We start from the raw sequence: 14,811 nt of genomic DNA on the forward strand, positions 1-14,811 counted from the left end.
TTTCTCCCTAAGTACAACTGGAGAAACTAATTTTCTCTGACAATTAATGTCGGTTACAATATTCTTCGTTTCAAAAGCAATTTGTTTGTTTTGAAGACAATTAACTTTCTGAAAAAGAAGCAAATACTATGTTTGAAAAATTGATAAAGGAGATTGAAAAAATGGAAAGGATGAAAATATCCATTCCTTTAGAAACCGATGCCGACGGGTATATAGATAAAGAATGTCCCAGTGAAGAGTGCCTCTTCCAGTTTAAAATCAAGTCAAAAGACTGGACGAAAGTTGAACGCAATGACGTTGCTTTCTGCCCTTATTGTCGGCACGAGGATGAGCCAGAAAATTGGTACACTACTGAGCAAGTCGAAGATTCAAAAAAACAAGCGATCAACCACATCCAAGGAAGAATTGGGCAAGCCCTGAGGGATGGTGCAAATGACTTCAATGCCAGACAGCCCAAAAAAGGGTTTATTACGATGTCTCTTTCTGTAAAGGGAACAGCGGGGAGATCTCAAATTATGCCAATTCCTGCTGCACAGGAAATGCGTCTTCACGTTCAGTGTGAGCAATGCGATACGGAGTATGCATTTATCGGCAGTGCATTTTTCTGCCCCTGTTGCGGACATAATTCAGCTCAGAAAACTTTTGAGCTTTCTATCAATAAAATCAGAGAAAGCATAAAAAACTTACCTGATATGCGAATCAAACTTCAAGAATTCGGAAAAGACGCCGTTCAAAATACGTGTCAATCACTAATTGAAAAAGGATTATTGGATTGCGTAACTGCCTTCCAAAGGTATTGTGAGATGATTTTTTCTGAAAAAGCTCCAGACAAGAAATTTAAAATGAATGCCTTCCAAAATCTTGAAATTGGTGGCGATCTATGGAAGGAATCATTTGGTTCAACGTACACCGATTGGCTCAGTAATGCGGAATTTTCAAGGCTGGTTGCTCTATTTCAACGAAGACACTTGCTAGCGCATACGGAAGGAATTGTTGACCAAAAATATCTGGAAAAATCAGGTGACAATAACTGTAAGGTTGGTCAAAGGATCAGTATCAAAGAAAAAGATGTTCTCGAATTGATTGGTCTTATTTGCATAATCACGGATGAAATTAAGAAACTGAGTTAGATTTTTTATATCACCCCCGTTTCGCCCACTCCTTTCGTTCCGATTCATTCGCGCCATTTTTCAAATGGCAGCTCTTTTCTCTTCACTCCAGGAAAGGGCTTTCACTCCCCACGGCTACCGCTTCATTTCACTTACCCTTATCCCAAGACCCGGCAAGCCTGGGACTCGGGAAGGCCGTTCCGTGAAGCCGTAGCCCATTCCTCCTTCTAGGGGACAAGCCATTTTTCGATTTTCCTACTGTCGGCAATGGGATTTTAATCCGTTCCGGAGGTGGTCGATCCGTTCCTTTTTTTTCTCCGAAATGCCCTGGTGGGTATATTGAAATTACAAAAGTATAAGCGAGATTAAACATTGATGATATCAAATAAAGGGATAAGCTTTTGCATAGCGGCATGATCTAGGTTTTCTATACTTATAAAAAGACGTGACTTTGCCCTACTGAATGCAACATACCTGACACGTTGCTCTTCTTGCGAAAGATCTGGAGCAATCAAGCAGCTCATCTCCCTATCTTTAGCAAAAACAACGAGGACATTATCAAATTCATCGCCCTTAGCGGCATGTATGGTTCTGCTTTCGGGATTCTCGACGTTTGTATCTATAAAAAGAGCTACCTGGGCAAATGTTACGCTGTCATAAAAAATTTTGATACCACCAGAAGCGAGCTTTGTTATGCCCGGATCGATGTGTGTCTTTACAAGCGTATAGAAATCATATAAAGGCGCATTCGTAAATGCTTCATACTGGGATAGCAAATAGGAAAGATTCTGAAAGGCTTTTTTCCTCCTCAGCGCTCTGGAAGGAGCAATCACCACTCGCTCCATTTCCCGGATTGCTTCCTTAAAACGGTTCTGCAGTCCTAAGTCTACAGCTTTCATGCACCGGACGATAATTGGTGCACGTTTAGAACTATCCTTATCAAACAGGTCAGCAAGTAAGTTGCTGGAAGGAATCGCCGAATTGTATTCCTTCATCATTGACCGGGCCATCACGTTATCACGGGAAAGGGTAATGATTGTCTCGTCTCCGCATTGGGTTTTCACATGCGCAAAGGCATTCTGTCTGCTACCTACAAGAATGGCTGGCCGGTCACCGGGAATGGCTCTTGATGGGCTTTGACGGATATCCGTACGAACATTGTTGAGCACATCTACAATGAGATTAGTAGACCTGCGGTTGTCATTGATTTCATAATTGCTTTGTCCTGGCAGCGCAAACCCGGCGAAATCAGCCGGAGAAGCACCCTGAAAACTAAAGATGGATTGCGCTTTGTCACCAATCACGCCAACTACGGTTTGTTCAGCTGCAAGAAGTTTGATGATAGCGGTTTGTATAGGGCTTGTGTCCTGGAATTCGTCGATAACAAAATAAGGAAACTTCGCCCGTAACACTTTAAGAATAAACGGGTACCTGGCCAGTAATTTGTACCCAAAAAATAAAACATCATCATGATGTAAACGTCCCTTCTCCCAAAAAAGCCGCTTATAGCCCATCAGGTCAGCAGATAGTTTATCCATAGTTACCCTATTAATACCCGAACTCGCAGTGGCATTGAACGATTTTTTGTTGTCAACTGCAATTTCCACGTCGGTGCCATTAAGAGTGTAATGAATGGACTGTATCCAACTTTTCAAAGATTCCAGATTGGCAGGCAACTTTAGCAACTGATCGCGTGTGAAGGGATGTCTCAACTGGCCCAGATTTGGATGTGAATCAATCCATTCTTTCAACTTCCCGCGAGAAACAAAATGATCGTCGTGTCCATCCATTTTGCCTACATCAAAACCAAATTCCTTTGAGATAAATGAGAGATATGGTTTCAAAATATTACGGTAAATGAATCCGTGAATAGTAGATACCTCAACCCGATCTGCTGTCGCATTCAGCCGCTTGGTAATGGTATCTACCGCAATATTGGTATAAGTGATACAAGCGATTTTTCTATACGATCCAAGGCGTTTGGAATCCTTCAGTATATGGTCAATGTGGTTAACCAGCCAATGGGTCTTACCTGAGCCAGGCCCTGCTGTCACCTTAAAGTGCTGCTCGATCTGGATCGGATCATCTGAGCTGATCGTTGTTACCGGCATATCCAATCTAGTGAATCCTTGATGTATTGTGGAACGTTAAAGGTCTTTTGCAAGCTAATCGGTGTTCCTCCCGTAGTTCCGGTTGGAACTGCAGTTGGCAATGTTCGGTTAAGCTCCAGCACATTGGCCAGTTCAAGGGCATTTTCACCCTTACCAACTGAATTAAGGTATCTGGAGGCCACAATTGCCTTTTTCTTATCTGAATCATTCCAACCGGCAGACGTTAGTGCCTTGATGGAAATGCCAATTTCCGTATTCGGACTGCTGGTTCGCATTTCAGCGATCATATCATCGACAGACCTTCCTGTTTGATACAAGTTCAGTAGCTCCTGCAATTCCTCCCGGTTCTGAATGAACTCTGTGAGCAATATGTCATTATCCATATTTTCAAGGCAAAGCTCATATTCAAAGGTTTTCCCTTTGTCATGGTCCTGACCAAAAAAGCGAATGTTCGCATGGCTTGCATAAGTAGTTTTCTTTCCCGTGATGTTATCCTGGTAAGTATAATTAGAGGGATCATGACCGTGATCATAAGGATAGCAGGCAATAAATGATCGTCCCGTAATTTTTTTTCTTTCCGGATCACGATCTTTCAAACAGGCAACCATTTTGTGTATGGTATGTGGCTGTGTAGAATCAAACATGTAAAGGAAATAGTCGAAGTAACGGCCACCAACTGGTATGATTGCGATATGATGGTCCTCCAGATTCTTTCCATGACACCTTGCCAGTGTCGGTAGCAATAGCTCCTCCGCCAAACCCTCTACCATGATGATCCGCTGAGCAAACAGCATGTCTGATCTGGTCGCATCTAAAAACCGCTGAACATAGGCTTTAGCTGTTTTGCCGCGTTCGGTATTAGGAAATGATTTTCCGGGATAACCCACACTGATCACTCCCTGCTCATTGTGCAGGCAAATAATTTCATCCAGAGAGACTGCAGAAGTGATTTGAGTAGAATGTGTGGTTACGAAGATCTGGCGAACCTTACGCTGATTTTTGTTGTCCTTGAGGAACTTCAGGAATTTATATTGCATCGAAGGGTGCAGATGGGCTTCGGGTTCTTCGATTGCAAGCACCGGAAATATCTTGGCATTGCTCCCCAGATAATTGCCATCGGCGTTAACCTGCATTTTCGCCAGCAACAGAGACATGAAAATTAAATTATTATATCCAAGTCCGTTATGTGTAGCAGGGATCTTGATGTCAAGCGCGGTATATCCTATGATAAGTTTCAGCGCTGAATACAATTCTACCTCTGAAATGCTGCCGTCAAAATCCGGCTCAGCATTATTGAAGGTAGCGCCTGTTTGTGTTGCATAGGAAAGAATGTGCTCTTTTCCTGCTTTCATACGTGCCTGAAGCTCGTTGATCAGTGCATTAGACTTAATGCTGAAATCCGTTTTCAGCAGTTTAATTTCAGTCTGCTTTGCCGCCGAATTCTTTACTGCTTCGTCAGCAGATTTGATCTCATAATCAATGAAAAAATCCAGCACATCTCTTAGCATTGTATTTTTGCCAGTAAACATATCCCTTTCAACATCGCGAATGGCATTCAGAAACTGGAAATCGAACTTTTGCAAATTGAGGCTATCCGCAGATAGTGCAAGTGAAGGATCACCACCATATATTTTGCTCACGTAAAAGCGCAGGAACTGATGTTTGATCGTCTGCCAGGCCTGTGATTTATCAGCACAGGCTAAGAGCGCCATTCCATATTCAGCGTGGTGCTCTGAAGGTAGGAAAAAGCTATAAGTTAATCGTGCCTGATATGGTTCCTGAAGTTGTACGAGCCAATCAGCAACGGTTACCAGGTCATCTCCCGTGAGGTCTTCTCCATCCGACTGGTTAATAAACATACTGATTGAAATAGCAGGTGGTGAAGCAAGAAGTTCTGCTAGAGTTGCAGACTTCGAAAAATCATCAATTTCCAGTCTTCGATTTGCATTCTGGTCGATTATCAATCCTATAGCACGAAGAAGGCTGGTTTTTCCAGCATTGTTGTGACCGATGATGACATTGACACCTTCATTAAATTCAATGGTGTTTTTCGGGAAATTTCTAAACCCTTCGATAATAATTTTGGAGATGTACATGAGGCGCTAAAATTTATTCTTCTAAACAAGTTCAAAACTTGCAGTACATTCCACTAAACAATTACATGAAATACTGTGCAGGATTAGCCGAATTTATAAAAATATAAAGCACTTACAAAAGCAGTCCAATTGATAATAACCGGCAAGCTATATATGGGTGCCTTGAACTTGCTGCTGCGACCAGAAGACTTTTATGGTGAGCCTGTAATTCAATTTCTTTTGTGCTTTAGCAAATTTATATACAAGGAAGTTGAATCAGCAAAAGAAAGAAAATAGTTTTTAGGTGACGCGTAAAGATACATTTATATAAAAGAATAAAGGTGTATTTGTTTTTCAGATCCATAAGCACTTTTCCCCCGTTTCGCCCACTCCTTCCGTTTCGATTCATTCGCACCATTTTTCAAATGACAGCTCTTTTCTCTCCACTCCAGGAAAGGGCTTTCACTCCCCACGGCTACCGCTTCACTTCACTTAGCCTTATACCAAATCCCGGCAAGCCTGGGACTCTGGAAGGCCGTTTCATGAAGCCGTAGCCCGAGCATCCTTTAAGGGGGCAAGCCTTTTCCGATTTTTCTTCCGAGTACATAGGGATTTTTGTCCGTTTCTGTCGGTGAGCGCTCCGTTCCATTTTTTTCCTTCTAAATCCCCCGGTCTTAGGTGTGTGACACGACGATGCAAAGGTTGAGTGTGAGTCCTGCACTAGTCAAAAGTACGCTCCGCCCTGATCTAAAAAACAGGGTCTCCTACGGACTTCCTCCCAGTTTTTTATTCTAGGCTTTTGCCCTATGCAGAACCACACTCTATGGGTTGCATGTCGGTCAGAACCTCAATACCAGTGGATAAAAAAAAATGTCACTTCACGCCCACATATCGCCCTTCACTTCCAAAAAATTACCCCTTGTACTCGGGAAAAATCTTGGGTCTAGTGTCGGGTCGATCTTCCTAATATCCTTGGAAATAACCGGGCTTTATGTGACTGATGAACAACTAAATAATCTCTTTATCAATCCTTTTCTGTCACACTCTAAAACTCTGCAACCATGAAGACTTGGGAAAATTTCAACCAATTAGCGGAAACCGTTACCAACGAAATCATCGAAGGTATCCAAAATGAAAATCTTACTTGGGAACAAGTATGGAGTCCTAAAAACTCTCCGAAGAATTATGCTTCAAACCGCCCTTATTTGGGCTTTAATGCACTTTGGCTTGCTTGGGTAACTATCTCCAAAAAATTCAAAAGTCCCTATTTCTTGACCTACAATCAGGCAAAACACCTTGGCGGAAATGTCAAGAAAGATGAAAAAGGTTCTAAGGTCGTATTCTGGAAGATTTCCAAATTTGTTAAAGGAAAGGTTACCAACGAAGAAGGGGAAAACGAGGACCTTTTTGGGAGGAAGTTTACCCCCTTTATCTGGACGGTTTTCAACATAGATCAAATAGAAGGAATCGACTTTTCCATTGAAGGTGCCGAGGAAAGGATTTTTTCCCCAATCGAAACTTGCGAATCCATCATTTCAGGCTATACCACCTGTCCAAATATTGTTCATGAAGGAGACGAGGCATTTTATAGCCCTTCCAGAGATTTTATCAATATGCCAGAAAAGGAATCCTTCAAAGGAGACGAGCAATATTATTCAGTCCTATTTCATGAAATGATCCATAGCACAGGCCATTCGATCAGATTAGGAAGATTTGCAGAAAGACCAGCTTTAGTTGGTTTTGGTTCTGTGGAATATTCAAAAGAGGAATTGATTGCCGAAATGGGAGCCAGTTTTTTGAATGCACTTGCCGGAATCAAGGATGCCAATTTCAAAAACTCCTTGGCCTATCTGAAGGGATGGTTTAAGCCACTACAGGAAGATCCAAAAATGCTGATCTATGCTGCGCAAAAGGCACATCAAGCAGCCAATTACATCCTTGGAATTGACCAGGAGGGGGAGGAGTAATCCCCCTTTTTTACTCATTTTTTCCTTTGACGCGCCACCTAAAATTTCAACCACCTCCGGTGGTACTTCTGAGAAATAGAAAAATTCTTATAGGAAGTTTATTGCTCCACTAAAACAGAAAGACCATGAGTAATGGAGCAAAAAAACAAAAAAAATCAGGTTGCTGGATACCTACTCTAAATCAAGTCAGGCTATATTTCTTAATCCACAGATTCGTAAAAGAAGAAGGGGAAGTTTTCTTTTATTTTCACCGATCAACTTATTGGAGTTCGCAGTTCGGAGATCGAATTGGAGATTGGAAACTAGCTGCCAAAAGATGGATGTGGAATCTAGAAAACTAACAGGCTATAAGTTTTGGTTAGAAATCCCCATTCCATAAACTTTGAAAACCTTGTCATTTTTTAAAAGGGAGTAATTCTTGCAATAGTGATTTCGAGCGTTTAAAATATTGACATGAATTTGTCAAGAAAATTAACATTTGAAGAAGAGCGTCTCCGGGAGGAATTGGTAATCTTGGAAGAGCATATCCGTTTGAACATTCGGAGAATTTGTGCTACTAATTTGAAATTACCCTATGAGCGACTTGCAGCTGGACGCCGCCTAAAGGAATTGTGTTTGTTAGCGATTTCATCACTTGACGATGGAGACGCAATCAAGCTAGCAGCGTGCTTTAGGGAATAAAGAGAGAGGGGGATGCCTATTTGAAATTAGGGAAAATTTTAAAGCTTGTCCAATATTTCCCGTATTAGTCGCTCTCTGTCTAATTCCTTTTTTCTTTTTGTCCGTAGACTTACGATATAGAGTATCCAAATCCCCCAGGCCACCGCAAAAAGCGGAAAAGGATTTTCTGCTCCCAATGCTCCAATCATTGCAATGAAGCTGATGAAAATGGTTCCTAAAAATTTAATTGTATTCCACATAGTCAAGCATTCAAGATTTCATTATAAGAATTTACGATCCTAATTCAAAGTTGTTGCATTTAAAAATGTAAATGTATATTTATATAAAAGTATAAAGATATTTTGATTTTTTTATTGAAACAGAGGTCTAATTATTTAATAATCAGGATTCTTTTCGAAGTCTTAAAATGGTGGGATTTAGTTTTAATTGAATTAGCAAGGCTGACTGAACCAGTGTTTTATTGAGACATTATTCACATTCGTCCTTTTATCATTCATTTATTGATATAAAAAACTGATTTACTTTTACATTAAAATGTTTTTCAAACATATCGTTAACTTAGGATTTAGAATGTGACTGGCCACATTTGGAACCTTTGTTAATTTGGAGTTAGTATCAAAAATATTTCACAAAATTGAACGTAAAATTTCTCAAAGCATTTAACGGGGACGCTATTCTAATCTCTTATAGAGATAAGGACGGTGTCCGTAGAAACATTTTAATTGACGGGGGGCCATCGCAAACCTATTTACGCAAAGGCAAAAAAGGCAAGCCAGAATACGGTGAACTTCATTTATTGGTTCAGGAGCTGCGATGTCAAGATTTAAAAATCGACCTTTTGATATTGACTCACGTGGATGATGACCACATCGATGGAATTCTCTCCTGGATCCAAGACGATTCCCGTGCTCACGAAGTTATTGGTAAGGTCTGGTTCAACTCTGGCAAGATCATCGCGGCGCACTTGGCGATGGCGGAAAATCCTGAGCTTGAGATCTCGTTACACATCAAAGCGGATTATAAAACCAGTATTCCCCAGGGAGCAACCTTCAACAAATGGCTAGAGGAAAATAACCTGATCGATGGAATTGTAATTTTTGGAGGCAAGAGTATAGAATTAGGTGAGCTCAAATTTGAGTTTCTCTCACCTGACATAGATAAAATGACCAAATTGTTAACACTCTGGAAGAAAGAAGATCCCAATTACAATACCTCAGCCAAATATGCAGGCTACTCAGAGACTCTAAAAGAATGCCTTGCAAAAGACACTTTTGAAGAAGATGACCGTGTCGCCAATGGGAGCTCCATCGCATTTATTCTGACGTACAAAAATCAGGACAAATATCTCTTTTTAGGGGACAGTCATCCCGGTGTTGTGCTCAAACAGCTGAATGAACTGGGATACAACAAAAGTAATCCCCTACCGGTAAAATTTGTCAAGATCTCACATCACGGAAGTAAAGCGAACACGAGTTCAGAACTCCTCAGAGCAATTGCTACCGATAGGTACGTGATCAGTGCCCATGGCCTTAGCCACGGTCATCCGGACAAAGTGCTATTGGCGAGGATCATCGAGAATAACCCGGAATCCAGGATATATTTCAATTATCCTGAGCTGACCGGTCTAATTTTTAATCCACAGGACAGGATAGATTATAATAAATTCCAGTTTTTTGACGCAAACGACATCAATATATGAGTGATCAGCTTAGACCATATGTGGTGATCGTCAATAACGGCAGTGGGTGCATCTTTCAGCCAATGGATATCGGCTATAGCTATATCCTTACCGCAAAGCACAATCTGTTAGATGAGGGCGATCAGCTGAACATGCTCACCCGGTTTGAACAAAACGGTGCGAGCTGGACAGCAAGAGAAATACCTTTCCAGACTCTGGCGCTCGGTCAAAACTATTTTCCCCATCCCCAGCTGGATATCGCCATCATCACCGTACCTCGCATTCAAGGAGTCAGCTCAATTTACCGTAGCGACGAACTTAATGAACAAATGAACGCAGGTTATGCTTTATTAGGATACCCCGCCACCAGAAGACAAGCGAATTTAGCCAACAAAAGTCTTTGGTTCCGTTCAGATGCAATTACGCAGATCATGGGCCACAATGACAACGCCAGAGAATTTACGTTAGCAGGGAACGCCAATCAGGAGGAAGTGACTGGACAGTCCGGTGGTCCCGTACTTATTCTTCACCAAAATAACGTAATGATTGCAGGCATTGAAACCAATATGGCCAGGGCATTTGGAGAAAACATGGGCAGAGCAGAATTTTTCCCCCTAACATCCTTTGATGAAATCATTGATCAAAATCCTGATACACTTTGCCAGCTGTTACCAGCACACCTAAGCTGTTTCTCCTTCCTGATGGACGAGGCTTTCGATCTGGATGCCGGGTTTTCGCAAAACAATATCGCGGGCATAAAAGCTTTTCTGCTAGATAAGGCGAGATCAGTTACCCAAAGCGGGGCAGCGCCACACATAATCAAAAAACAATTTGCAAAACGGCTGCTGATAGCAGAGCAAAAAGAAGAAATCCTTCAGGGCAAGGAAATCTGGAAAATCTGGCTGGAATTCATAACAGTCATGCAAATCATTCAAGACAGGATAATAGCGGAGAAGGATCTGGAAGACTTGTTCAATACCGTCCGCCTGTTACACTCCGATTCGGATAAAGACTGGAGCAGCGAACTCTCCAATATCGCCTATTCCGACTATCTGGGGCTCGCAGATGAGGGAACGGTAGTAATTTCTACCCGTAAACCGCCAGCAAGAGATGATCAGTATATTATTGATGGTAACATTCCCCTGATCGCCAGCGCTAGAAAAACAAGAGAAAGACACAAACTAAAGATTAACGATGGAAAGATCTTTCCCTTCGATCACTACAAGTTCGTACACATGGATTATTTCAAAGGAAAATCCATCAGTAGAAAACATGACGAGTACAGTGCGCTGGAAACCGACCAGGAATACCTAGATAAATTAAAACTAGAATATGGAGCAGTATTTAATCCTTAGAAATAAAGCGATAGAGATATTAAAAGACCTTTTCCCAGGGGCAACAGTTGAATTCCACCGGATTGAATATGGTGGATGGGTAACAACGGTATTCGTCCGGTTTGAATTGGACGAACTGATCCAGCTGCTATGGGAAGAAATTTCCAATGCTGTCGCATTATATTACCAGACCAAAATCGAAACCGATTTTGAGCGCTGGAACCTTTATCTTTTTTACCTGAGCAAGCAAAAGATGGAGAAAGGATTAAAATACCGGATAGAAAATGATCCGATCTCCAGCAGGAAGATCGTGATAGAAGAATTTAATGAAGCGCTTGATCGCGGAAAAATGGAGGAAATTATTTCTAACCATATCACTAATTCCAGCCTCACCATCAATACCCCGCAGCCGGCGCCGAGTCCATTTGTACAGGATCAGGCAATCACTGCAGTGCTTAACAAGATTCTCGCTGACGTTGATGATAAAAAGAAAAAAGCGATTGATTATGATGACCTGCTAAAAAAAATAGAAAGGAGCTTTAAGGATGAAATTTAAAAAAGTCGAGATACAGGCCTTCCGTGCTTATGATAAAGCCGAAGACGGTACATTTGATTTTCAGCTGAATAACCAGCGCAATGCGGACTTCATTTCAATCTATGCTCCAAACGGATTCGGTAAGACCTCTTTTTACGACGCGGTAGAATGGGGATATACCAGCAATATCCACCGTTTCCTGAGAAAGCAGAAATTCAACCAGGAAAGCAGCAAGTCTCAAAAAAACATTAACAGCGAGGAAGGTAGCCCTGAGCACAAAAGCAAGTACCAGATTCTGCGCAACCACAATGCCGACGATGCCACCCAAGGATATGTAAAGCTCTTTACCACAAATTCTGATAAACCAACCGTCCGCAACATCCCCATACCCCGGAGTGGTATGGTCGATTATAAGTTCGACAGCAAGGAAACAGAAAACGATTTTTTCCAGAAAGTTATCCTTTCCCAGGAATGGATTGATGCATTTTTAAAAGAAGATGATGCAGCAGAACGTTACAAAACCTTTATTAGCTATTTTGGCAACCAGCAGCTCGATAAGTACTATACTTCGATAGTCAGCCTGATCAAAACCACAGATGCGAAGATCAAGCAGTTAACCACAGATCTTAAAGGTGTCCAAAAAGAAATCCAGTTCAACGGCGACCATGAAATCCTGAAAAAGGTCAACGATAAAATCACCGGCCTTAGAAGCATTTATAGTGAGCTAACGCTGATCGATTCTGACTTTAGCGATAAAGATTTTGTGCACTATGATAGCCAGTTGATCGAATTACAGCACGCCCTAGTCTTCCAGCTCAACAAAAATAACGGCGTCCTGAATGTGATAAAACTTGCTTTTCAAGGTAACGAAGAGGTATTAGGCCTGAACCAATACGAGGCCCAGCAGGCAAGAATGCCGGAAGTACGAAAACTATACGAAACCTACAAATCCCGCCTGAATAGTCTCGACGACTTGAGCAAATTGAATGACGAGCTGAACGTCCTGCTTGATCAGGTGGCAGAAATCCAGAAGAGCCAGGCAGAAGTAAAGGAAATCCAGCGCATTTTTCCTGGATACGTCCAGACCCAAAAAGAAATTGATGCAGAAAAAACCAATGCCCGAAATGCAGCGGATCAACGTGATAAGGCTGAGGCTTCGCTTGCTGAAGCGAATAATGCAATCCTAAAGGCTGCAGAAGCGGAAAACAATAAACTGAACCAGATTTCCGCGACTCTGAACCGAAAAAAAGATGCCCAGTCTATCGAGCAAAAAGTAAAACAGGATCAGTCAGAGGAAACTAAGCTGTTCAACCAAAAAAGCAATGAGCAGGACAAGTTAACGGAGATCGGTCAAAAAATCGTTACCACGCAGCAACACATTAAACGTGTCGAGGATAATTTAACCGGCCTTTCCATCGGAAAATACCCAAATACCGCGGATCAACAATACGCCAGTTTTGTAGAACGTATTGAAAAAGCCGAACAAGAGCAGAAACGAGACGATCAAATCCGCGCACAACTCATCAACCTGGACACGCAGATCCAAAGCAGGGAAGAATTCAACAGTGAAATTGAAAGACTGGTAGCCTTGGGATCACAGATCGTTAACAGAACCCAGACCAGCGAATGCCCGTTGTGCAACCATGATTTCAAAACTTATTCTGATCTAGCCAGCAACATTGCCGGAAATACACTGCTAGCTAAAGACCTCCAGATAATGCTGGAACAGCGTACCATTCTTCAGCAGCAGCAAAACCAGACGCTCGAAACGATCAATCAGCTGCGTCAAGAAATGGAAGCTGATTTCAGGAATGAATTGGACGGCTTTGACGATAAACTGAAAAAACAGCTTGCCGAAGAGTCTTCGATGAAAAGAGACTTGGAAACTATCGATAGAGCTCTTGCGGAGATCAACCAGACCAAGCTTGATTTTAAAGGACTTTTAAACAATAACACATACACTGACTACCTGTCCGAATTAGATCGCCAAATCGGACAACAGGAAAAAGAACTGACAACAGCCAAGGAAAATACGATTGAGGCTAAAGCCAAGGCAGACCTGGCCAGAGAAAAATTCGAAACCACAAAAAAACAGATCGAGCTCTTTGTAAGCCGCCAGGAAGAATTGGCCGAGCGGCAGGACTATCTCCGTGTACTGGAATATTCCTTAAAAAACCTAGAGCTAGGAACTCCAGACCCGGAAGAGTTAGAAGCCTTTTCAACAAAACTCGACCATGCAAAAGATGATCTGGAAAAACAGCGAGCAGAAAAAGCTCTAATGGTAGCAGAAACCTCTGCACCCATCATTGGCATGAACCGGGAAGACGTGGACGCACAGGTGCGACAGGCAAGAAAATCTTTAAACCAGGCAGAAGAAGCCATTAGTTCCTTCGAATCCTTCCTAATTAGGGAATTCAGTTACTTTCCAGATGAACCAAATACTGCAAAAGATTTTCTTCTGGAATTCGACAGACGCCTGAAAAGCGATATAGAAAAAGACCAAAGGACACAGCTAGATCTCCAGGTGCTAAAAGAGCAGCTCAAAGCAGTATTGCCATATTTGAAATATCAGATGTCCGTACGGGAAGAGCGGGATCTCAGGGAACAGCTCGGATTTCTGAAAGATACCGTCAGAAAAAGGCTAAACACCGAAAAGAATAAAGTAGCAACACACCTGGACAAAGAGATCAGTTCATTCTTCTACCAGGACCTGATCAACGACCTGTACGAAAAGATCGATCCGCATCCAACTTACCGCAAAATCCGCTTCCTGTGTGATTTTAAGGACGATAAGCCCAAGCTCAATGTTTGCGTAGTTGGAGATACCGGAGAAGAAATGCTCATCCCGAACCTCTATTTCAGTACCGCCCAGTTGAATATTCTCAGCCTGAGCATATTTTTAGCCAAAGCGCTAAACGTAACCGATAAGAGTGGCAAGTACGTGGACTGTATTTTTATCGATGATCCCATCCAGAGCATGGACAGCATTAATATTTTATCTACAATCGATTTGCTCCGAAGCCTGGTTCACAATAATAAAAAACAAATCATTCTGTCAACACACGATGAGAATTTCCATAATCTATTGCAGAAAAAAATACCGACAAATCTCTTTGATTCCAAATTCATAGAACTAGAAACCTTCGGTAAGGTGAAACGAGATGAAATTTATTAGAAAAATTTTAATAATGTCGATAGGTCTCAGTTCGCAGAAGACCTAGTGTGATTAAGCCTGTATTCATAGCAATTATGGAATCCGAAAAAAAACGGATTATGTCATTGGGCTGATCCTAGTTCGCTTCGCCAAGTTGACTTTCGTCA

Annotated in this window: 10 protein-coding genes; 7 read left to right on the forward strand and 3 right to left on the reverse strand. The window is 41.9% G+C overall.

Annotation, left to right across the window (positions count from 1 at the left end; all coding sequences use genetic code 11):
- The first annotated feature begins 128 nt into the window (after positions 1-128).
- Positions 129-1,130 carry a hypothetical protein gene (locus tag QOL76_RS07745; protein WP_283412417.1) on the forward strand — a complete coding sequence of 334 codons (1,002 nt, stop codon included), beginning with the start codon at positions 129-131 and terminating at the stop codon, positions 1,128-1,130.
- 344 nt (positions 1,131-1,474) lie between these two features.
- Here QOL76_RS07745 and QOL76_RS07750 read toward each other — a convergent pair whose 3' ends face one another.
- Positions 1,475-3,220 carry a UvrD-helicase domain-containing protein gene (locus QOL76_RS07750; protein ID WP_283412418.1) on the reverse strand — a complete coding sequence of 582 codons (1,746 nt, stop codon included), beginning with the start codon at positions 3,218-3,220 and terminating at the stop codon, positions 1,475-1,477.
- The gene (locus QOL76_RS07755; RefSeq protein ID WP_283412419.1) at positions 3,211-5,316 is read right to left on the reverse strand and encodes an ATP-dependent nuclease; all 2,106 of its coding nucleotides are present in this window, start codon (positions 5,314-5,316) and stop codon (positions 3,211-3,213) included. Before QOL76_RS07755 ends, QOL76_RS07750 begins: the two co-directional genes overlap by 10 nt.
- Before the next feature lie 1,040 nt (positions 5,317-6,356).
- Here QOL76_RS07755 and QOL76_RS07760 point away from each other — a divergent pair.
- On the forward strand, positions 6,357-7,262 hold the full coding sequence (locus QOL76_RS07760; protein ID WP_283412420.1) for an ArdC family protein: 906 nt from the start codon (positions 6,357-6,359) through the stop codon (positions 7,260-7,262).
- 453 nt (positions 7,263-7,715) lie between these two features.
- The gene (locus QOL76_RS07765) at positions 7,716-7,943 is read left to right on the forward strand and encodes a hypothetical protein (protein WP_219956998.1); all 228 of its coding nucleotides are present in this window, start codon (positions 7,716-7,718) and stop codon (positions 7,941-7,943) included.
- A gap of 38 nt (positions 7,944-7,981) precedes the next feature.
- Here the strand turns inward: QOL76_RS07765 and QOL76_RS07770 are convergent, their stop codons facing one another.
- Positions 7,982-8,182 carry a hypothetical protein gene (locus tag QOL76_RS07770; protein ID WP_219956997.1) on the reverse strand — a complete coding sequence of 67 codons (201 nt, stop codon included), beginning with the start codon at positions 8,180-8,182 and terminating at the stop codon, positions 7,982-7,984.
- 395 nt (positions 8,183-8,577) lie between these two features.
- On the opposite strand from QOL76_RS07770, the gene QOL76_RS07775 reads away from it, so the two are divergent.
- From QOL76_RS07775 to QOL76_RS07790, 4 genes are read left to right on the forward strand one after another with little or no spacing between them, the layout of a single operon-like run.
- Complete coding sequence (locus QOL76_RS07775; protein ID WP_219956996.1) at positions 8,578-9,642, forward strand: ComEC/Rec2 family competence protein; 1,065 nt, start codon at positions 8,578-8,580, stop codon at positions 9,640-9,642.
- Positions 9,639-10,976, forward strand: a complete 1,338-nt coding sequence (locus QOL76_RS07780) for an ABC-three component system protein (RefSeq protein ID WP_219956995.1) — start codon at positions 9,639-9,641, stop codon at positions 10,974-10,976. The genes QOL76_RS07775 and QOL76_RS07780 overlap by 4 nt, the downstream gene beginning before the upstream one ends.
- Positions 10,954-11,511 carry an ABC-three component system middle component 1 gene (locus QOL76_RS07785; protein WP_219956994.1) on the forward strand — a complete coding sequence of 186 codons (558 nt, stop codon included), beginning with the start codon at positions 10,954-10,956 and terminating at the stop codon, positions 11,509-11,511. Before QOL76_RS07780 ends, QOL76_RS07785 begins: the two co-directional genes overlap by 23 nt.
- The gene (locus QOL76_RS07790) at positions 11,501-14,665 is read left to right on the forward strand and encodes an AAA family ATPase (protein ID WP_219956993.1); all 3,165 of its coding nucleotides are present in this window, start codon (positions 11,501-11,503) and stop codon (positions 14,663-14,665) included. The genes QOL76_RS07785 and QOL76_RS07790 overlap by 11 nt, the downstream gene beginning before the upstream one ends.
- Positions 14,666-14,811: the final 146 nt, after the last annotated feature.

The sequence above is a fragment of the Algoriphagus winogradskyi genome (genome assembly GCF_900182815.1).
Classification (GTDB): Bacteria; Bacteroidota; Bacteroidia; order Cytophagales; family Cyclobacteriaceae; genus Algoriphagus; species Algoriphagus winogradskyi.